This is a genomic window from Candidatus Zixiibacteriota bacterium (assembly GCA_040756055.1).
Lineage (GTDB): Bacteria > Zixibacteria > MSB-5A5 > GN15 > FEB-12.
The window spans coordinates 169,569-190,300 of record JBFLZR010000006.1; the positions used below are offsets into that span (position 1 = coordinate 169,569).

Here is a 20,732-nt window from a genome sequence, read left to right on the forward strand (position 1 = left end):
AGTCAATGAAAAACGGACTCATTACAGGCGCCAGTCGGGGTATTGGACGTGAAGTCGCTCTGAGAGTCGCGAGCCAGGGCTATAATCTCATGCTTCAGGGCAGAGACGTCGACGCCCTGGCCGAAAGTTGCCGGATGGTTGAGGTAAACGGTGGGAAAGCAACGCCTGTGGTGGCTGATCTGTCCGACCTGCGAGGCGTAGACACGTTGGTGAACGATGTCACTGCTGTGCCGCTCCACTTACTGGTGAATAATGCAGGAGTGGCGCATGTGAAGCCATTTGAAGAGATTACATCGCAGGAATGGCAGGAGACACTGGCTGTCAACGTTACCGCTCCTTTTGTGCTGGTCAAGAAATTGTTTCCGGTGATGGTTGAAGGCGCCTGTATCGTTAATATTCTGTCCATTGCGGCAAAGACCGGATTCGCCAACTGGAGCAGCTACAGTATGAGTAAGTTCGCGCTCGAAGGGATGATGCAGAGCATTCGCGAGGAGCTGCGTCCCCGCAATATCCGGGTCATCAACATTTACCCCAGCGCCACCGCTACCGGATTGTGGAAGAGGGTCCCGGGCGAATGGCCGGAAAAGAAGATGCTTCACCCGAAAGAAGTGGCCGAGGCGGTGGCCTTTGCCATCGAACGACCGTCAAAAGTCCTCGTGGAAAACATATCGGTCGGTGATATCACCGGTACGCTTTAGCCCATAACTCACGCCTGAGTCTTCGCCCCCCCCCTGACCGCTATTGGTTCGATTGAATCGGCTCCGCCGCAGACCTTTTCTGAACAATATCTGAGTACACTTTCTCGATGACATCCAGCGCGAACACCGTTTCGTCATCGGTGCCCGAATTAATCCTTACACCGTTCGGGATCCCGAAGCCGGCGACGTGCCTCAGAATCAGGCCGTGGTTTAAACACTCCGCAGTGAAGTCAGCCGCGAATTGCTCGTCCGGCATCAGCATCAGTATGAAGTTTGCCGATGTTTCTACCTGCGCTATACCCAGTTGTTTGAACTTCGCGCTCATTGCGGCCAGAGAGCGGCGGTTTGTTTCGACCGTGAGACGTAGAAAGTCGTCATCATCGAGCGCGGCGATAGCCGCTTTCTGCGCGAGAATGTTTGGTTCGAAGGGAAGTTTTACTTTATACAGGGCGTCTATCACGTGTTTTGGTCCAACCGCAAAACCAACTCTCAGTCCACCCAGGCCGTAGGCCTTCGAAAGCGTACGCATGACGACCATGTTGTCATACCAGTAGGTGACTCCGTTTGGATAATCGGCAATGTCCCCGGCGTAGGCGGTATAGGCCTCATCGAGAATTACCAGGATGTCGTCGCTCACTTTTGACATGAAGGCCTCGAATTCGGCTTTGCCGAACATGGTGCCGGTAGGGTTGTTGGGATTGGCCAGGTATATTATCCGGGTGCACGGTGATACCGCCTTGAGAATCGCATTGAGATCGAAGCCGTAATCCTTGAGGGGAATCTGTTTCAGTCGACGTCCGAATTTCCGGGTGTTGACATAAATTCCTATGAACGTTCCTTCGCAGGTCAAGATCTCATCCTGTTCCTCGGTAAAAGCGTTGATAACATAAGCTATGAGCGAATCGGTGCCATGACCACAGACAATATGCTCCGGTCGGATATCATATTTATTGGCCAGCGCCATGACCAGATCGTGCGATCTCGGATCGGTGTAGCGATGCAATTCTCCAAGCGCATCTTTGACAGCTTCCACGGCTTTCGGCGAAGGTCCCAGCGGGTTTTCATTGGAGGCAAGCTTGACAATGCGGTTCAGGTTTCTCTCCCGGGCCAATTCGCCGATTGGTTTGCCGGCCTTGTACGCTTTGAGTTCCTGTATAAATTTGGGAATTTTAATCATGGTATGTTTTGTCCCGAGGTGTCGTTGTTAATCCTTTCTTGATAGAAGCAACGAAATCCGACGGGTTTCGTCAAGTAACATTGCCCCCAGGTGACTTTCTATTTGTCTGGGAACCGGAATTCTCCCGGAAAAGCCCATCGGTGTGTCCAACAGTGTGCCCAAGACCCGCCCGAAGTTTTTGCCTCAGTCCTTTGGCGGCTCCACAATTCTGACGTAAGCGGTTGCTGTTCAATAAAAAAGCGTCTTATGCCCATGGGGCGTATCAGAATTGGGGACTGGCTACAGGGATGGGAGTCTGTGCTTAATTTTGGCGACTTCTCGGCAAAGGCTGTCTCCGCTTGTATTGTTTGACAATTGGAGAAAATAGAGTAATTTAGTATTGATGGTGATAGACCTGATTACTCTGTTCAACAGCGGGGTTCGGTTTGTCTCTAAGCCCCTGCTGATTATAGTTGCACCCACGAAGACAGAGCACGTAAGCTCCTGGGAAGGTGTAATTACCTACCTTCGCGATCTTTCGTATGCTTACCACGACGAGATACTGGCTGCTGCTTTTCTGGCGGCAGTGGGACTGTTGATTGTCAATCATTACCGGGTCAAGGGACGTCAGGCTCTGAGGGAATCTGAGGCAAGATTCCGAGTTCTCGCGGAGCGATCGATGGTTGGCATCAGCGTTGTACAGGATGGAGTCTGCCGGTATATAAATCCCAAGCTGTGCGAGATGCTTGGATATACGGAAAGCGAGATTGTCGATAGGTTGGGTCCTCTCGATTTCGCGCATCCCGAAGAAAGGGAGTCCCTGCGCAGGAAAATGAGTGAAAGACTCAAAGGAACGCTTGCTTATGCCAATTATGAATTGCGGATACTGACTAAAAAGGGCGAGGAGAGGGTGGTCGATGTTTACGGTTCACGAATGATATACCGCGGCCGCGCGGCCATTATGGCTACCCTTCTCGATATTACCGAGCGCAAAAGGACTGAAGTCGCCTTGAAGGAAGCGCACTCGGACCTCAACCAGATCTTCAATTCAGCCGCGCCTCTGTATGTGGTTCGCAGCGACCGGACCATCTTGAGGGTCAATGACACGTATTGTTCATACCTTGGGGTACGGCCGGGTGAGATAGTCGGGGAAAAATGTCACGATGTCTGGGGCGGCGCCATCTGTGAAACATCCCACTGCCCCCTGGCGGTAGTGCTTGCCGGGGAAGAGTATTGCAGTTACGAGCGGGAGTATATTCATCAAGACGGCCGCATTTCCATTCTTTCTGCGACCGCGCTTCCATACCGGGGGCTTGATGGTTCGGTGCAGGGGGTGATTGCCAGCTTCGCCGATATAACGGAGTTGAAGCATCGCGAAGAGGCCCTGCGCCAGAGTGAAGAGCGCGCCCGTACTATCTATAAATCCGTGCCGATCCCGACTTATATATGGCAGTGGGTCGACGACGAATTCGTTCTGAAGGATTACAATGATGCCGCTTTTGAGCTGACTCACGGAAAGATTCCGGAACTTCTTGAGATCAAATTCAGAGAACTCCATCCCGGCCATGAGGACTGGCGCGATGACATGCTCCGCTGCCTCAGAGAAAAGACGAGCAAGAAGTACGAGGAGCCGGTAGAGCATACACTCAGGTCAACATCGCAGAGGCTGTTTCTATCCGTATCGATTGCCTATGTCCCGCCTGACTATGTGATGGTTCACACCGAAGATGTCACGGAGCGCGCACAGGCTGAGGAAGCGCTGAGGCAATCCGAAAGGCGATTTAGAGAAATGGCCGAGAAGGCTCCGGTCGGGATATATCTGATTAACGAATCCGGCGTGGCCTACACTAATCCCGCAGTTGAAGAGATGATAGGTTATTCCGTAAAAGAGATCATGTCTCATCCGAATCCGGTTGAGCTTGTTCATCCGGAAGACAGACACATTGCGGCTGGCAACCTGGCCGCATTCTTAAGCGGGGCGGGAGGAGTCGTCAAGTATGAAGTTCGGCTTATGGGCAAGTCGGGCAACATCAAAAATTTGGAGATATCGTCTTCGGCCACGATATATCAGGGGAGGCCGATGATCATCGGAACCGTGGTCGACATAACGGAACGCAAGCTGGCCGAGAATTCGCTCAAGGAATCCGAGGACAGATTCAGGGCCCTGGCCGAACAGTCTCCCGTGGGAGTTTTCGTTCTTAACGGCGACAAGTTTGAGTATGTTAACCCCAAAGTGGCGCAGATTCTCGGATATACCGCCGAGGAGTTGCAGGCGATGCCTTCTTCACACGGGCATATTCATCCGGAAGACAGGCCGGCGGCTGTAGATCTGCTGAAACACATCATAACCTCGGATGTGCAGACAATGTCCACCAGCTTTCGCGTAATTACGAAAAATAAAGAAATTCGACATGTCGAGGCGCAACTGTCCAAAATGTCTTACCAGCAGATGCCGGGTCTGGTTGGGACTATTTTCGATGTTACCGATCGCATTTTAGCTGAGGAAGCCTTACAGGAGAGCGAGAAGAATTTCCGTACTCTCGCTGAAACCAGCGCTGCTTCCATTATCATCTATGACCTCGATAGAGTCGTATACTCTAACCCGGCGACATCCGTAATAACCGAGTATAGCGCCGAAGAACTCAGCGGCATAAGGGCCTGGGAACTGGCCCAGGCAGAATACCGTGAGGTGCTAAGACAGAAAGCGGTGGACCGTTTGTCGGGCACTGATACGGGGTTTGATAGTTATGAGATACCGATTATCACCAAATCCGGTAAACAGGGGTGGGTTCTTTATACAGGCGGACTGATCCAGTATAACGGCAAACCGGCGGTGCTCGGAACGGCTATCGATATCACCGAGCGCAAGCGGGCTGAGGCCGGCCTGATGGCGGCACAACAGGAAAGGTACGACCAGGTAAAGCAAATCGCCGGCGGAGTGGCACATGAAATCTATAATGCCCTGTTTCCCGCCAGCAGTACTCTCGACAAACTGCGCGAAAGACTGACGCTGAAAGCGACCGATGATAACGGTCGGGACCTGAAACTGGTCGGTCTCGCTGAAACATCGGTGTCGCGGGCTATCGAAATGACCGAACTGGTTACGCAGTTTTCCAGACTGGATCACGAGCGGGACATACACATGCTCGAGTTGAAATCTCTCATTACGGAACTGATACTTGACAGGGACAAAATCGAGAGGTTGGGGATTACCGTCAATATTGACATAGCTGACGACATATACATCCGCATGAACCGGATCCACGCCCACAGCTTGTTCAGAAATATAATCTACAACGCCGTGGATGCTCTTGAGGACGTTTCGCAGAGGCGGATTGATGTGATTGCCCGGCGAGACGGAGATGAAATCCGGGTCGAAATTTCGGATACGGGTCCAGGCATAGAGCCCCGCATACAGGAGAAGATATTCAGCCCGTTTTTCAGTACGAAACCGGGTACCGGCAGTGGTCTGGGGTTGGCCATTTGCAGAAGAATTGTCGATATATACAATGGTGAGATATCGGTGGTGTCCAATCTTGACAAGGGCGCTACTTTCAGTATATTATTGAGAACATAGCTTACAAGGTCTTTTTTGAATTATAAGGCAGCGATGGATAAACCGGGCAGAATTCTCGTGGTCGATGACGACCCGCTCGTCCTGGAAGCATTGGATCAGACTTTTTCCGATGAGTATCAGGTCGTTACAGCCTCCTCCGCAAACGAGGCCATACAAATCATTACGTCCGATGGCGCAATTGAGACGGTTGTGCTGGATATAAAAATGGCGAAGATGGATGGTCTTCAGGCCGCCTCGAAAATCAAAGAGATCGACCCGGAACTTCCCATCATTTTCCATACCGGTTATCCGGGCGACTACTCCGAGGACGATATCGAAAAAGGGCATCGCCCCTTTGACTACGTTGGCAAGAATGAGCGACCTTTCCGGCTGAAGCGTGCGGTTAAGAATGCTATCAGCTTCTATCGACTAAAGAGCGGCCATTCGGACCTGGTGGCCATCGCTCGCGACGATTATGGTATGGTTGGCAGGTCAGCGGCGATGCTTGATGTGTTCCGCACCATCGAGAAAATAGGTCCGACCGATAATAAGGTCATGATCCTGGGGCCTACCGGCACCGGCAAAGAGCTCGTCGCCAGGGCCATTCACAGAAAAAGCAAGCGAGCTGAAAACCCGCTGGCCATATTCAACTGCAATCACAAGGCCCCTGATCTTGTCGAGTCAGAGTTGTTTGGCCATCTGCGAGGCTCGTTTACGGGCGCTGTCGCCGATAGAATCGGGATGTTCGAATTTGCCGACAACGGCACCGTCTTCCTCGATGAAATCGGTGACCTCGACATCACGACCCAGGCAAAAATCCTCCGGGTGTTGGAAACGGGGGAGATGCAGCGAATAGGCTCGCCGCAGGTAGTGAAGGTCGATGTCAGGCTGATTTGCGCTACGCACCATGATCTACCCACCCGTGTGATGGAGAAAACCTTTAGGGAAGACCTGTATTATCGTCTCAAGGGAGTTACTATCAAGCTGCCTGCCCTGAAAGAACGCCGCGAAGACATCCCGGAGCTCATCGACTTTTTCTCGAAGCGGTACTGTCGGCGCATTGGCAGTGGCCTCAAAATCTTCGAACCATCGGCAAGGGATTTCCTCATTGAGTACGATTGGCCCGGTAATGTCCGACAGCTACTCGACACCATTCAATCGCTTATCGACCTCTCCGCCTCTTATTATATCACCAGGAAGGAAGTTGAGCGGTATCTGGCGGCGATTGACCAGCGCGGCAGTTTCGGTGGAAGTCTGACCGATAGCGTCAGGGAATTCAAACGGACATTGATTCTCAAGACTCTCGATCGCAATAAGCAAAATATCAGCGCCGCCGCCCGCGAACTCTCCATGGACCCGTCAAATCTCCGGAAGCTGATGAAAGACCTTCAGATTCAATTAGGTTGATTTTACCCGACAAAAACTTCGTTTTTTTGGTGATTTATACCTGTCGCTAATTTATGACTGTTTTGTGGTTTCGATAAGTGCTGCTGCGACAACGTCTTGCGTATCTCACGAGAACCTCTCTGTTGGCATGGTATTTGTTTATATCTGTAAGTGGGTGGACCGCAAAACAACAGGTACCAAAGCGGCTTTGTCTGGTTTGGTCTATGGGATAGCAGAGAAGACGAGAGGCAGTCAGCAACTTTTGGCTTGAAAATGAGGATGCTTTTAGAATAAGCGCTTAGAAATTATAAAGGTTTCGGAGACAGGGGGACTGACAGAGACCCTGCTTACTTTATTCATCCTGTGCAAAAAATGCCTAGTGGAGATCGTGCTCACTCCATTAGGTATTTTTTTATCGATAGCGGTGATTCGCCTTCCGCCCGCATTCAAACCTCCTACATAATTAAGATTGAACCGCGAGCCATTTCTACATAGTATTGATTAGTCCAATAACCCTTTGGAGAGAAACGCGTGCACGAACTCGCTATTGCCAACTCGATTGTCAACACAGTGCTCAAACAGGTTGAAAAGCAGAACCTGGGTCGTGTTAATGCCGTGGGATTGAGAATAGGAGCGCTGTCCGATGTTGTTCCGGAAGCCTTGGAATTCGGATTTTCGGCTATTATCGCCGGTACTGCGCTGGAAGGTGCCAGGCTGAAGATAGAGAACGTACCGGTTCTGGCGACATGCACTGATTGTGCCGCGACATTCGGAGTCAAAGAACTTGTTTTCGCATGTCCGGAGTGTCGATCAAGAAACGTGGAGTTGGAACAAGGTCAGGAACTGGATATTGTATATATCGAAGTTGAAACCCGGTAGGGGCATCGACTTTTTGCTGGAGAGAGAACCGATGACAGAGAAAATAACAATTGAGACAAAAGTCCTTTCGGAAAACGACAGGATTGCCGCCGAAATTAGACAGAAACTTACGGAAAAAAGGATCCTGACACTTAACCTGGTCAGTTCACCCGGTTCCGGAAAAACGACTTTACTCGAAAGAACTATCGAGGCGCTCAATGACCGGATAGGTATCGCGCTCGTGGCGGGCGATGTCCAGACTGAGAACGATGCGGCCAGGCTCGTAAGAGCCGGGGGGAAAATGGTACGTCCCATCGTCACCGGCGGGGCCTGTCATCTCGATGCTCGGATGGTGGCGAAAGCACTCGAAGAAATCGACCTGGCCCAAACAGACCTTCTGTTTATCGAAAACGTCGGTAATCTGGTGTGCCCCTCGAGCTATGACCTGGGAGAAGACATGAAAGTGGTGCTGATAAGTACCACCGAAGGCGATGACAAGCCTCTGAAATATCCCGGTATGTTTCGTCGGTCATCGGTGATGGTCGTCAATAAAACTGATCTGATAGGAAGCTCTGATTTCAATATCGATGTTGTCAGGAAGAACGCCCTGCAGATAAACGGTAAACTTATGATTTTTGAGACATCTTGCCGCACGGGTGAGGGACTCGAAGAATGGTTTGAGTGGCTGGTGAGTGAAGTAGCGGCGAGAAAGGGTTAGTCCCAAGCCGGGTGTCTATCCATGTCTGAAGAACACCACGTCAGAAACACCGAGCATGGCGAGAGATGCCGCCGCCGAATCCGAGTAAACGGGATAGTACAGGGCGTTGGTTTCAGGCCATTCGTGTATAACCTTGCGCGCGAGATTGGCCTGGCCGGCTTTGTGGCCAATGATACCGAAGGGGTCATAATCGAGCTGGAGGGCGCCCGGGAAGAAATAGACATCTTCATCCTGAGACTTCGTGAAAACCCTCCGCCGTTGTCTCATGTGGTTGGCTTTGACTCGAGCGAGGTGACCGTTAAAGGGGATACCGAGTTTACAATCAGTCGCAGCCAGCGGCAGCAGCTTGCCTCGACTCTTATATCTCCGGACATAGCCGTCTGCCACGACTGTCTGAGGGAACTCTTTGACCCCAATGACCGTCGCTATTTATATCCTTTCATAAATTGCACCAACTGCGGCCCGCGTTATACCATTGTCGAAGGTATTCCTTACGATCGTCCGCTGACATCGATGAAGCGTTTTCCGATGTGTCCGGATTGCGACAGAGAATACCATGATCCATCCGATCGCCGTTTCCATGCTCAGCCCAACGCCTGCCCGGTTTGCGGTCCGAAGCTCTTCCTGCGTGACTCGAACGGTGAGGTACATACGTCTGACCCGATAGCATCCGTGGTTGAACAACTCAAGCAAGGGAAGGTTGTCGCCGTTCGCGGCGTTGGTGGGTTTCATCTGGCGGTGGATGCACACGATGAAAGGGCTATCGAGCGTCTTCGGAATCGCAAGGGGAGAGCCGAGAAACCGTTTGCTATGATGGCGCCGGATATTGAAAATATCCGCCGTTACTGCTCTGTGTCTGACGACGAACTGGAACTTCTGACACACCACACCCGGCCGATTGTTCTGCTCAAAAAGCTCGAAGACTGTAGTCTTCCTGATTCCGTTGCCCCCAACAATAAATATTTGGGGTTTATGCTGCCCTACAGTCCGCATCAGTATCTTCTCCTAAGGGACAATTTTGACGTCCTGGTGATGACAAGCGCGAATCTTGCGGAGGAGCCGATAGCTATCGGCAATGATGAGGTGATGGAGCGACTGAACGGTATCGCCGATTTATTCTTGCTTCACGATCGAGAGATAATCCAACGTTGCGACGATTCCATAGCCACCGTCACAGGCGGGTACACGCACATTATTCGACGGGCGCGCGGGTTCGTGCCGGCCCCGGTGTTTGTCGGCGAGAAAACATCTCGCAACATTCTGGCGTGCGGCGGAGAATTGAAAAATACCATAGCGCTCTCACGGGGAGATCAGGTTTTCTTAAGCCAGCATATCGGCGATCTCGATAGTCCGGCGGCGTTCAAGTTTTTCGAGGATTCGATTGAACATCTGGGGAGAATACTGGAGATAACACCTCAGGCGATCGCGTATGATTTACATCCCGAGTACCTGTCCACCAAGTGGGCTATTCGGCAGTCGCTACCTTCGGTGGCGGTGCAGCACCACCACGCGCATCTTGCCGCGGTGATGGCTGATAACGGGGCGAGTGAGCCGACGATAGGGATCATACTGGATGGCACGGGGTACGGGACCGATGGTACCATTTGGGGCGGAGAGGTTCTTATCGGTGATGCTGCCGGGTTCGAACGGCATGCCTGGCTCGAGACGGTAGCAATGCCCGGCGGAACCGCGGCTGTCAGGCAGCCATGGAGGATGGCGATAAGCTATCTTTATCATATCTATGGCTCCGGGCTGCTCGATCTGCGACTGCCAATTCTCGGAAGTGTTGACCGCAAGACAATTGAAATAATTCTACAGATGATTGATAAAAAGGTCAACAGCCCGGCAACATCGAGCTGCGGAAGGCTTTTCGATGGTGTCTCGGCGTTGCTCGGCATTCGCGGCGAGGTCAGTTTCGAAGCGCAGGCGGCTATTGAGCTGGAAATGGCTTCCTGCCGTGATTACCAGCCGCCGTCAATGCGGTTTGAGTCTGCGACAGCTTCCGGGGCGCTCCCCTGGGGAGAGATCGTGCAGGCAATAATCGCCGGGCTGTCGCGGGGTGACGATGTAGCGAAGCTGGCCGGGGAGTTTCAGGTCAATCTGGCCGAATTGTTTGTATCAGCTGCCCAAAACGCGAGGGGAAAATCAGCAATAAATCGAGTAGGTTTAAGTGGCGGTGTCTATCAAAACAGGTATTTTTCGGAATATCTGGTCAGGCGGCTGGCCGACGAGAAGTTCGATATCCTCCGCCACCGTCAGGTACCTACCAATGACGGTGGCCTGGCGTTGGGACAGGTTGTTGCCTCGGACGCCATGTTGCGGCGGGGCAACGAGGCGAAATGAAGAAAGGATGCGCTCAACATGTGTTTGGCGATACCGGGGAAAGTAGTCGAAATAACCGAAGAAAACGGCGTGCAAATGGGGCGAATTGACTATGCCGGTACGGTCAATACCGCGTGCCTGGCGTATGTGCCGGAAGTGAAAGTGGGTCAGTATGTGATCGTGCATGCCGGTTTCGCGCTGAGTGTTATCGATGAGCAGGAAGCGGCCAGGACGCTGGCGCTTTTCGATGAGATGGTTCAGAAGGCCGCCGAAGAGGGTCAGGATGTTTTCGGTATGCCTCTTGATGAGCAGGGTGGGGATAAAGAATGAAGTATCTCGATGAGTTTCGAGATCCAAAGATAGCCCGCAAGTTGCTTGATGAGATAACGGCAGCTATAACCAAACCGTGGGTGATAATGGAAGTATGTGGCGGACAGACTCACGCCATAATCAGAAACGGCATTGATCAGCTTCTCCCTCAGGAGATTGAACTGGTACACGGTCCCGGATGTCCTGTCTGTGTGACACCGCTGGAGATGATAGACAAGGCGCTGGATATTGCCTCGCGTCCAAACGTAATCTTTACTTCGTTCGGCGATATGCTTCGTGTCCCCGGATCAAAGAAAGACCTCTTTGTGGTCAAGTCGGAGGGCGGCGATGTCCGCATGGTGTACTCGCCGCTCGATGCTGTTAAAATCGCCAGGAAAAACCCCGACAAGCAGGTGGTCTTTTTTGCCGTCGGTTTCGAAACGACCGCGCCCCTGACTGCCATGGCGGTGTGGCAGGCTCACCAGCAAAATATCGACAACTTCTCAATGCTCGTGTCTCATGTTTTGGTGCCACCGGCTATGGAGGCCCTTTTAGGCTCGCCGGACAACAGGGTTCAGGCTTTTCTGGCTGCGGGGCATGTTTGTACGGTGATGGGGTGGGAGGAATATGTTCCGATCGCTCAGAAGCACAAGGTTCCGATAGTGGTCACCGGTTTCGAACCGGTGGATATACTCGAAGGAATCCTGATGGCTGTCAGGCAGCTTGAAGATGGGCGGGCGGAAGTAGAAAATCAATACGCCAGAGTAGTCAAACGCGAGGGGAACCGCCCGGCAATCGAAGTCATCAGAAAAGTTTTTCAAGTTACGGATAGAAAGTGGCGGGGGATAGGTGAGTTCCCCAGAAGTGGATTCGCTTTAAGATCCGAGTTCGAGAAATATGATGCTGAGAAGCGGTTCGCGCTTGGGGATATTTCTGTAGAAGAGCCGCCCGAGTGTATCAGCGGACTGATTCTGCAGGGACTAAAGAAACCATACGAATGTGGTGAGTTCGGCAGGCGATGTACACCTCAAACCCCTCTGGGTGCCACGATGGTGTCCTCCGAGGGAGCCTGCGCGGCATACTTTGCTTATCATCGCCAGAAAGACGATAGTGTGGAGAAGAATTAGGAAATGGGTAAGACGATTAAGCCTGAAGATCTCAAGTGTCCGCTGCCGATAACAGGGCACGACACGATACAACTCAGCCATGGAAGCGGCGGAAGGATGAGCAACGAGTTGATAAGCAAGTTGTTCGTGTGGGCGTTCGACAATCCGGCGCTCCGCAAGCAGGATGATCAGGCGGTGGTCGAGGTCAACGGTCTCAAGCTGTCATTCACGACCGATTCGTTTGTGGTTGATCCCATATTCTTTCCCGGAGGTGACATCGGCGACCTGGCGGTGAATGGGACTGTCAATGATATCTGTATGAACGGGGCGACGCCTCTTTATCTGAGCGCCGGGTTTATAATAGAAGAGGGTTTTCCTTTGAAGGACCTTCAGGCCATAGTGATTTCCATGAAAAGGGCAGCGTCTGAGGCCGGAGTGCAGATAGTCACGGGTGACACGAAAGTCGTCAACAAGGGGAAAGGGGATAAGATTTTTATCAATACCGCCGGCATCGGTCTGATTGAACATGGTTATGATATTTCGTCGAGCAACCTCAAAGCAGGCGATGCGATAATACTCAGCGGGACCATTGCCGATCACGGCATTGCTGTTATGTCGAAGCGCGAGAATCTCTCGTTTGAGACGCCCATCACTAGCGACACAGCGTCATTGAATCGACTGGTGGCTGAGATTGTCAGGGTGGGTGGGGTCCACGCCATGCGCGACCCGACTCGTGGAGGTGTGGCAGCAACGCTGAACGAGTTTGCGATGGCCTCTCATGTCGGTATCCGCATACACGAGGACAGGATTCCGGTCAAGCCTGCGGTGGCTGGTGCTTGTGAGATTCTTGGGTTGGATCCGCTCTATGTTGCCAACGAGGGAAAGCTCGTTGCAGTTGTATCGCCGGATAAGGCAGAGGCGGTTTTGGCGGCCATGAAAAAGCATTCCCTGGGAGTGGATGCTGTAATCATTGGCGAAGTTGTCTCAGGGCAGTCCGGAATGGTGTCTATGACAACTCGCATCGGCGGGCAACGAATTGTCGATATGCCCGTCGGTGAGCAGCTTCCGAGGATATGTTAGCTCGATATCAGGCTACCCGTTTGGTCAAGGACTGACGCGCCCGAAACTATCTGTTTTTATAACGTAGAGGTCACAAAGATCTTCCGAAAAACTCATTGTTCTTCCGACAATGACAAACCCGCCGTCGGGTGTGCAGACAATGTCCTGACCTTCCTCAAGTTCGGTTCCGCCGAAGGTGTTTTGCCACAGCACTGTCCCGGTTTCATCTGTTTTCACAAGGTACGCATCGGCGTTCCCAGCGCCAAAGGAGTACGTATAACCTGCAATAGCAAACCCGCCATCCGGAGTCAGTACAACTGATCGCACCAGATCATCGGAGTTTCCGCCGAAAGTGTTCCAGTGAATCTGATTTCCAACGTTGTCAGTGATCACTATGAAACCTTCCCAACCTCCCGTCGACACGTACGATTGTCCGGCAATAGCATACCCGCCACCGGCCCTTTCGCATATCGACATACCAAGATCTCCTCCGCTCCCGCCATAGGTTTTCTGCTGAATCACATTTCCATCGGCATCTATAAGGAGCAGAAATGCATCGGCGGATCCAGTACACCAGGCGCCCATCTCACCTGTAATCGCGTAAACACCATCCGAAGATGCGATGATTGACGTCCCGCGGGATCCGGGATATGTCTTGTGCCACAACAAGTCTCCGTTGGAATCAGTTCGAATGAGACAAACTCCCTGGTTGCCATCAACATATGAATCGGTCGATCCTACTACAAGGAAGCCCCCGTCCGGTAAGCCGACGACGTCGTACGCAGAAGCGGCATTGATGCCTTCGAACACCTTCTGCCATAGCAGGTTTCCCTCAGCGTCGAGTCTGAGCAGGTCAAAGTCGAAGAGCATGAGCGTGCCGTCCAACGTCCGCAGACCGCCCACAATCGCGCAGCCACCATCGGAGAGTGAGACCACCGATCTACCCCAGAACGAACCACCGGCATTGTAGTATCTGTTCCAAACGAGGGAGCCGTCATCGGCTATCTTGGCCAGCCTACATCCGCCGTGAGAAACAAGGGTGAGGTATCCGCCGTCGGGGGTGCACAACACCTCCTGACCGTCCTCATAGCCTCCGAGATTGTAACTCATTGTCCACGTGCGCTGCTTGCCGATGCCTATCCTGAGCGTATCACCTGTCTGTTGGTGGCCGTCGGACACAGTGACGACCATTTCAGCTGTGGCATCCTCACCAGGTGCTGTCCACAGCACCGAACATGAGTCGGTGCGATCAAGAGTGCCGCAGTCCACCTGCCAGGTGGTTGAGATAGCGTCGCCATCGGAATCGCTCGAGACACACGTAAAACAAAGTGTGCTTGAGGTCGGAACGGAAAAGTAGTCCGAATGGGAGAAGACCACAGAATCAAATTTTACAGTTACGGCGTCTATCTTTGGAGGGAGATTTTGCTGGACGACTGTGCCGTCATCAGGTAGAGTATCGCTATCGGTGAAATGGTTGGGAGAGACAGGTTCGTTCTTGCTCCCACAAGATAGGACTATCATGGCCGCGAGTATCGACGTCGCAACCAGTACTGTGCGGGTCTTTCGCCATATCATTGATTTAACCCTCCTACTCAATCGATTGGTTTCTAAATGTTTTACGCCTCTGGTGCGCAAAAGTCTAAACGTATCACTTAGGAACGTTAAATTGTCGGCATTAAACCGGACAATTTGTCCCGCATTTACTCTCTAAACAGAATGCCATTCGCGTCGATTTTCATGACGAAGGCGTCATAGCCTGATTCCGGCAGATACACACTTCCAGCTATCGTCATCCCACCATCGGAGCAAGGTACAACCGCTTCGCCGTATATTCTGTTGTCAAGCGCGAAACTCTGTTTCCACAATACGGTGCCGTTGCCAGAGGTCCTGATCACATGTGTATACCGGGGGAGACCGTCGCTGTAATCATCGGTAGTGCCGACAAGCGCAAGACCGCCGTCAGACAGGACTGAGACTTTGCCACAAAGATCATCGTCGCCGACATCAATTACCTCATCCCAGAGCACGTTGGCGGCGGCGTCAATTTTCATGAGGTATATGTCACGAAATTCCTCATAGGTAGTCTGGTCGAAATATCGGGACCTTCCAAGAATTACAAAGCCACCGTCCCCGGTGGATGCGATGTCGAAGCAGCCCAAGCCGGTCTCCGTATTAATGAGTTTCTCGTAAATCAGTTCGCCCGTCGAGTTCACTCTCAAGACATAGTACTGCTGCGCATAGTCCCATGTTGATGCACTGTGGCCGATAAGCATCAGGTCGTTGTCGGGGGCCAGGGCGATCGCATTCGCCCAGGCGTAGTCGGAATTTCCGAGAGATTTCTGCCAGACCAGTTTCCCATCGCTATCAACTTTGAACAACAGGATGCTACGTGTTGTACCGGCATCGCAATTTCCGGTAGCCACAAACCCACCATCGGCTGTCTCAACGACATCTACAGCCTCATCAAAGCCGTCGCCAGCGATTCTGTTCTCCCAGATGAGATTGCCTTCATTATCGACCTTGAAAATGTAAGTGTCTCCCACCGCTGTGTCGGAAGTCTGACTGTGACCGACCGCGACAAATCCGCCGTCGGATGTCGCCGTGACAGCGTTGGCCCAATCGTAATAGTTTCCCCCGATTAATCTCTGCCACACCACATCGCCACTGCCGTCGACTTTGGCCACAAAAGCATCCCGCAGTATCGCCGGGTAATTATCCGTTCGCCCCACAATGACAAAGCCGCCGTCATTGGCAGCCGCGATGTCGGTAGCGTAATCCATCCCTTCGGTGCCAACATTGGTGTACCAGGTTACCTGATCTGATACAACCGGGTTGTCACCACAACCCGAAACGATACCGAGCACCCAAATGGACACTGTTATGTGAATTATGTACTTACGGAATTGTGTCATGTTCTATCCCTCCTTGTTAAGTGGCTGCTTGAAATTTCACTATGTGTGACAATCGCAGATGCTATTTCAAAAATAAGGTCATTCGGGTTTCCTGTCAAAGAATTTGGTCCTTCCCTGAGCGTAAATACACCCTTCCTCAATTAATAGTAGACAGGCCTACCCATCTCCCGATTTTTTTTGTTTTTTGATAAAAAAAGTTTTGACACGGCCGATTTGTTGACTTATAGTGGAACAACTATACGCCGTGTACGTAAATGAACTTTTGAGTAACCAAAACCCGTAAGGAGAGAATGCTGATTTCATGAATAAGTTCTATGTGACAATTCAGGTATCCCCCCTCGGGAAGTTACGCGGCGGAGGCAGTGTATCGAATAAGTGATGTTATTCACATATAAAGACTTAGCCCGCCGCGACCAGAAGGTTCGGCGGGTTTTTTTTATGGTGCGTCCGTCCGAGCCTGTAGTCGGCACCGTAAACCATAAAGGCAAGGACTGATAAGATGTCTGCGGATTTATACGAACACGAAAAGATAAGTGACCGGGAGAAAGATATAAGCTCCCGCAAGGCTTTTGCCCGACTTCTGCCCCTATTGAAAGAACACAAGGGTGGTCTCATACTGTGCTTGTTCCTTTTGGCCGGTGCCACTCTGCTGTCACTATACTGGCCGATTCTGCTTCGGCGAGCCCTCGATGTAAACATCGCCAACGGCGATCTCAAGGGTTTGCTGTACACCGTTGCCGGGATAGGACTGATCCAGATAGTGACCATAATCATCCAGTACACCATGAGGGTGAAACTGGAGATTATCGGGCAGGATGTAATGCTGTTGCTGAAGCGCAAGCTGTACCATCACATTTTGTCGCTCGATGTATCCTATTTCGACAAGAACCCGGTGGGCCGATTGATGGCCAGGGTGGAGTCGGATACCGAGGCGCTGCGCATGCTGTTCACCAACACGGTTGTCATGCTGGTAGGCGACGCCATATTGTTGGTTGGAATATACAGCGTCCTTTTCTACACGGAATGGCGTCTGGCGCTGCCGCTGTTTGTGACGGTGCCAATAATCGGCACTATGGTATGGTTCTTCCATCGGAAAACGACCCCACGCTTTCTGGATGTGCGTAAGAAGATGGCCGAGGTCACGGCATCGCTGACGGAATTTCTGCACGGTATGTCGATTATACAGATATTCCATCGTGGAACCTATGCCCGGTATAAAGTCTTTAAGGCGAACGAGGCGAAGTTCAAAGATGATGTCTATGTAAACCTGGGTGTCATTGCTTTCTTTAACTCGGCCTTTCTGCTTGAATATGTGAAATTAGGCATGGTGCTTATACTGGGACCGATTTTCGGTATCACCTATGGTTCGATTCTGATGTTTATCGTCTATATCTGGCGGTCGTTCGAACCGATCTGGCGGACCTCCGAGCAGTTATCGACCATCCAAAAGGCGATTGCCGGTTCGAAACGGATTTTCGCGCTTTTGTCGCAGGAATCAAGACTGCCGCAGCCCGAAAAGCCGGTCGCATGGAAGAAGCTTGAAAAAGGCATCAAATTCGAGAACGTATCGTTTTCATATAACGACGACGGCAATTATGCCCTTAAGGATGCTACTTTTGAAATACCGGTCGGTAAGCGGGTAGCTCTGGTCGGTGTAACCGGAGGCGGCAAATCGACCGTGATTTCGCTGCTTTTGAGGTTCTATGACCCTCAGAAGGGGAAGATCACAGTTGATGGAATCGATATCCGGGATATGTCGATAGATGAGCTTCGTTCGAGACTGGCGCTGGTGCTTCAGGATATAGTCCTGTTCCCCGGCGATGTTGCTTCGAACATTTCGCTCGAATCCGAATTGATCGGCGCGGCTGCCGTCGAAGCAGCGGCTCAGACGGTGGAAGCGGACCGATTTATCCGGATGCTGCCATCGGCATATTCGACCGAGGTGTCCGAAAAGGGCTCCAATTTCAGCCGGGGTGAAAGACAGCTGTTGTCATTCGCGCGGGCTCTGGCCTTCAATCCGGATGTACTGATTCTGGATGAGGCTACCAGCTCGGTCGATCCTGAAACGGAACGGACCATCCAGCAGTCGCTGAAGAAACTGATGGAGGGTCGGACCTCGCTGATTATCGCGCACCGTCTCTCGACTATTCTCGATGTTGACCAGATTCTCGTGATCAGGCGCGGCGAGATTATAGAGAGGGGGACGCACACGGAACTGATTCTGCAGAACGGCTACTACTCAAAGCTGTTCCACCTTCAGTTCAAGAACAAAAACGGAGTATTAGCAAATGCTGGATAAAATAAAATGGTTCTGGAGATATTATCGGCGGTATCCATACGTGCTGCTGGTGCTGCTTCTGTTGACGCCGGTGCAGACGGCTCTCCAGGTAACGATACCGAGGATGATTGACTTTACGGTCGATTTCCTCGACACCGGCCAGGTGCCCTCGGACAGCCTCGCCGGGTGGCTGAGCGGTCTGGGCAGTGATTTGACACTTACGCCGGAACTCAGCTTCGGCCTGAGTTTCATTTTGCTCGGCCTGGCCTCGACCGCTCTGTACGCGTTCGTTCAGGGACACCGGGCGTGGATGAACCTCAGGCTCGAGTGGTTGTTCCGTCAGGATGCGTTCGATGATATTACGCACAAAGGTCCGGATTTTTTCAGCAAGTTCCGGACCGGCGACCTCGTGACGCGAATGACTGATGACGTTGCGGAGAAACTGTCGTGGTTCGCCTGTTCGGGTATATTCCGTCTGTACGAGGCGCTGCTGATGGTGACCTTTACGATCATTATGATGCTGTCGATTGACCTGAAACTCACGTTGTGGGCGGTAGGGCCGCTGCCGGTATTGATCGTGATCTTCTTTAAGACATCGTCGCTGCTCGACAAGCGGTACGATCATCTGCAAACGCGGATTTCGAGGTTTAACGATGTCATGGAAGCCTGCTTTTCAGGCATCCGCGTGATTAAGGCATATGTTCGGGAAAAAGCACAGAAGGCGAAATTCGAGACAGCGGCGATTGACCGACGGGATGCTGAGATCGCGGCGATCAAGACACACACGATTATCGATTCGCTGTATATGTATATCTGGCAGATGAGCATTCTGATAATCCTGATTGCCGGAGGGTACATGGTGATGAACGCGGAATTGTCCCGCGGTAAGCTCGGCTCATTCGTGTTTTACACCGTCTGGCTGGTTTTCCCGATGTTTGACATCGGACAATTTCTCGTCAAATCGCGGCAGTCGGCGGTTTCCATCAACCGTCTGGAGGAACTGGTTGAAATGAAGCCGCTGGTGCTTGATCGCGCCGAAGAACCGGGGGACGGCCTCGTATCCGGGCAACTGTCTTTCAAGAACGCGAGCTTTGCATTCCCCGGTTCCGACAGGTCGATAATTGATGGCGTCTCGCTCGATATTCCGGCGGGTTCGACAGTCGCGCTGGTAGGTAAGGTCGGTTCGGGAAAGAGCTGGCTTATTAACCTGGTGCCGAGGCTGGTGGACCCGACTGGCGGAAGTGTCGAGCTTGATGGCCACGACTTGCGGAAGTTCCGGCTGGAAGATCTCCGGCGTAATATCGGCTACGTTCCGCAAGAACCGATACTGTTCTCCGATACGGTTCGAAACAACATCCTGCTCGGCAGGGATGACATACCCGACACCGTTTTGGAATGGGCGGTCGATGTCGCCCAGTTGAAGGACGAGATTACCGGATTTCCCAAGGGGCTGGATACGTTCGTCGGCACAAGGGGAATGTCGATAAGCGGCGGTCAGAAACAGAGACTGGCTCTGGCGAGAGCCCTTGTCGGAAAGCCAAGGATTCTTATTCTGGACGATTGTACTTCGGCTCTCGACTCGAAGACGGAATCAGCTCTCTGGGAACGTCTTCACCAGGTGTTGCCTGACATGACATCCATCCTGATCACGCATCGTCCTGATACCCTCCAGAGGGCGGATCGGATCTATGTGTTCGAACAGGGGCGCATTGTCGAATCAGGCAAACATCAAGACCTGATCAATAACGGCGGCACGTACGCCAAGATCTATAAGCGGTTCGAGCTGGAAGAACTGGTTCGATAGCCGCTCCGCACAGGTAAAAGGCCCGGACGGCACCAGATGCTGTTTGGGCCTTAATTCATGGTGGTTCGGACTTCTTGGGCGATTCCATATCCACTCAACACTGTGAACATTCCCAAAAGATTCACGTCTAATAGAATATAGTAGAGCATTGAGCCTATAATCAGGATTATAAAGCTCACCTTTTGGCCCTGCGGCACATTTGGCCAACCGGCAGTTGACATTACAGAGGCTTACGGCTTAATTGCCTGAGCGAGCACACTATAGGAGGTGTAGGCATGGGGGATTGCTCAAGATTAATTCACAAAGCGGTTCTGCTCTCGTTAATTCTATTCTCACTCTTTCTTGGTTGTTCCGATGACAACGGTGTGGAGCCTGAACTTGAAGAGATGATAGTCTGGCCCCAAACTATCACCAAGACCGTGCAGGTGGGTGGTTCTCTCATAGTGAACGTTTCACTAGATAGGTAACAGAATAGACTCACCACATGGGTAACACTTTTTGGGTTAAAGATCAATGTTGTTTCCTTCTCGTGACTTTTGGTTTTATAAGCATTTTCTTCCTTTCGTCGTA

General features: G+C 51.9%; 15 protein-coding genes. 12 read left to right on the plus strand and 3 right to left on the minus strand.

What is annotated here, in order from left to right:
- The first annotated feature begins 5 nt into the window (after positions 1-5).
- Positions 6-698, plus strand: coding sequence for an SDR family oxidoreductase (locus tag AB1483_12195; GenBank protein MEW6413211.1), 693 nt, complete (start codon positions 6-8; stop codon positions 696-698).
- Between the two features lie 40 nt (positions 699-738).
- Here AB1483_12195 and hisC read toward each other — a convergent pair whose 3' ends face one another.
- Positions 739-1,875 (minus strand): histidinol-phosphate transaminase, encoded by a 1,137-nt coding sequence (gene hisC, locus AB1483_12200; protein MEW6413212.1) that lies wholly within the window; start codon positions 1,873-1,875, stop codon positions 739-741.
- A gap of 382 nt (positions 1,876-2,257) precedes the next feature.
- On the opposite strand from hisC, the gene AB1483_12205 reads away from it, so the two are divergent.
- The 8 genes from AB1483_12205 (at position 2,258) to hypE (ending at position 13,189) form a co-directional block, all read left to right on the plus strand.
- A complete protein-coding gene (locus tag AB1483_12205) occupies positions 2,258-5,431 on the plus strand; it encodes a PAS domain S-box protein (protein ID MEW6413213.1) in 3,174 nt (1,057 codons plus the stop codon).
- 15 nt (positions 5,432-5,446) lie between these two features.
- A complete protein-coding gene (locus AB1483_12210; GenBank protein ID MEW6413214.1) occupies positions 5,447-6,817 on the plus strand; it encodes a sigma-54 dependent transcriptional regulator in 1,371 nt (456 codons plus the stop codon).
- Between the two features lie 510 nt (positions 6,818-7,327).
- Positions 7,328-7,675 carry a hydrogenase maturation nickel metallochaperone HypA gene (hypA, locus tag AB1483_12215; protein ID MEW6413215.1) on the plus strand — a complete coding sequence of 116 codons (348 nt, stop codon included), beginning with the start codon at positions 7,328-7,330 and terminating at the stop codon, positions 7,673-7,675.
- A 31-nt stretch (positions 7,676-7,706) separates the two neighbouring features.
- A complete protein-coding gene (hypB, locus tag AB1483_12220) occupies positions 7,707-8,372 on the plus strand; it encodes a hydrogenase nickel incorporation protein HypB (protein ID MEW6413216.1) in 666 nt (221 codons plus the stop codon).
- A gap of 21 nt (positions 8,373-8,393) precedes the next feature.
- Positions 8,394-10,715, plus strand: a complete 2,322-nt coding sequence (gene hypF / locus AB1483_12225; GenBank protein MEW6413217.1) for a carbamoyltransferase HypF — start codon at positions 8,394-8,396, stop codon at positions 10,713-10,715.
- 18 nt (positions 10,716-10,733) lie between these two features.
- A complete protein-coding gene (locus AB1483_12230; protein MEW6413218.1) occupies positions 10,734-11,024 on the plus strand; it encodes a HypC/HybG/HupF family hydrogenase formation chaperone in 291 nt (96 codons plus the stop codon).
- Positions 11,021-12,130, plus strand: a complete 1,110-nt coding sequence (gene hypD, locus AB1483_12235) for a hydrogenase formation protein HypD (protein ID MEW6413219.1) — start codon at positions 11,021-11,023, stop codon at positions 12,128-12,130. The genes AB1483_12230 and hypD overlap by 4 nt, the downstream gene beginning before the upstream one ends.
- Positions 12,131-12,133: 3 nt before the next feature.
- Entirely contained in the window at positions 12,134-13,189 is a 1,056-nt protein-coding gene (gene hypE, locus AB1483_12240) for a hydrogenase expression/formation protein HypE (GenBank protein MEW6413220.1), read from the plus strand.
- A 24-nt stretch (positions 13,190-13,213) separates the two neighbouring features.
- On the opposite strand, the gene AB1483_12245 is transcribed toward hypE, so the two are convergent.
- Together AB1483_12245 and AB1483_12250 are read right to left on the minus strand one after the other, a co-directional pair.
- Positions 13,214-14,743 carry a hypothetical protein gene (locus AB1483_12245; GenBank protein MEW6413221.1) on the minus strand — a complete coding sequence of 510 codons (1,530 nt, stop codon included), beginning with the start codon at positions 14,741-14,743 and terminating at the stop codon, positions 13,214-13,216.
- A gap of 125 nt (positions 14,744-14,868) precedes the next feature.
- A complete protein-coding gene (locus AB1483_12250; GenBank protein ID MEW6413222.1) occupies positions 14,869-16,080 on the minus strand; it encodes a hypothetical protein in 1,212 nt (403 codons plus the stop codon).
- 499 nt (positions 16,081-16,579) lie between these two features.
- Here AB1483_12250 and AB1483_12255 point away from each other — a divergent pair, with 499 nt between their 5' ends.
- From AB1483_12255 to AB1483_12265, 3 genes are all read left to right on the plus strand, one after another.
- A complete protein-coding gene (locus AB1483_12255) occupies positions 16,580-18,379 on the plus strand; it encodes an ABC transporter ATP-binding protein (protein ID MEW6413223.1) in 1,800 nt (599 codons plus the stop codon).
- Complete coding sequence (locus AB1483_12260; protein ID MEW6413224.1) at positions 18,369-20,162, plus strand: ABC transporter ATP-binding protein; 1,794 nt, start codon at positions 18,369-18,371, stop codon at positions 20,160-20,162. The genes AB1483_12255 and AB1483_12260 overlap by 11 nt, the downstream gene beginning before the upstream one ends.
- 275 nt (positions 20,163-20,437) lie before the next feature.
- Positions 20,438-20,629 (plus strand): hypothetical protein, encoded by a 192-nt coding sequence (locus AB1483_12265; protein MEW6413225.1) that lies wholly within the window; start codon positions 20,438-20,440, stop codon positions 20,627-20,629.
- Positions 20,630-20,732: the final 103 nt, after the last annotated feature.

Excerpts from the sequence above, each read along its gene's own strand:
- AB1483_12195 (MEW6413211.1), top strand. The coding sequence starts at position 6 with ATGAAAAACGGACTCATTACAGGCGCCAGTCGGGGTATTGGACGTGAA.
- hisC (MEW6413212.1), bottom strand. The coding sequence starts at position 1,875 with ATGATTAAAATTCCCAAATTTATACAGGAACTCAAAGCGTACAAGGCC.
- AB1483_12205 (MEW6413213.1), top strand. The coding sequence starts at position 2,258 with ATGGTGATAGACCTGATTACTCTGTTCAACAGCGGGGTTCGGTTTGTC.
- hypB (MEW6413216.1), top strand. The coding sequence starts at position 7,707 with ATGACAGAGAAAATAACAATTGAGACAAAAGTCCTTTCGGAAAACGAC.
- hypF (MEW6413217.1), top strand. The coding sequence starts at position 8,394 with ATGTCTGAAGAACACCACGTCAGAAACACCGAGCATGGCGAGAGATGC.
- AB1483_12230 (MEW6413218.1), top strand. The coding sequence starts at position 10,734 with ATGTGTTTGGCGATACCGGGGAAAGTAGTCGAAATAACCGAAGAAAAC.
- hypD (MEW6413219.1), top strand. The coding sequence starts at position 11,021 with ATGAAGTATCTCGATGAGTTTCGAGATCCAAAGATAGCCCGCAAGTTG.
- hypE (MEW6413220.1), top strand. The coding sequence starts at position 12,134 with ATGGGTAAGACGATTAAGCCTGAAGATCTCAAGTGTCCGCTGCCGATA.
- AB1483_12245 (MEW6413221.1), bottom strand. The coding sequence starts at position 14,743 with ATGATATGGCGAAAGACCCGCACAGTACTGGTTGCGACGTCGATACTC.
- AB1483_12250 (MEW6413222.1), bottom strand. The coding sequence starts at position 16,080 with ATGACACAATTCCGTAAGTACATAATTCACATAACAGTGTCCATTTGG.
- AB1483_12255 (MEW6413223.1), top strand. The coding sequence starts at position 16,580 with ATGTCTGCGGATTTATACGAACACGAAAAGATAAGTGACCGGGAGAAA.
- AB1483_12260 (MEW6413224.1), top strand. The coding sequence starts at position 18,369 with ATGCTGGATAAAATAAAATGGTTCTGGAGATATTATCGGCGGTATCCA.
- AB1483_12265 (MEW6413225.1), top strand. The coding sequence starts at position 20,438 with ATGGGGGATTGCTCAAGATTAATTCACAAAGCGGTTCTGCTCTCGTTA.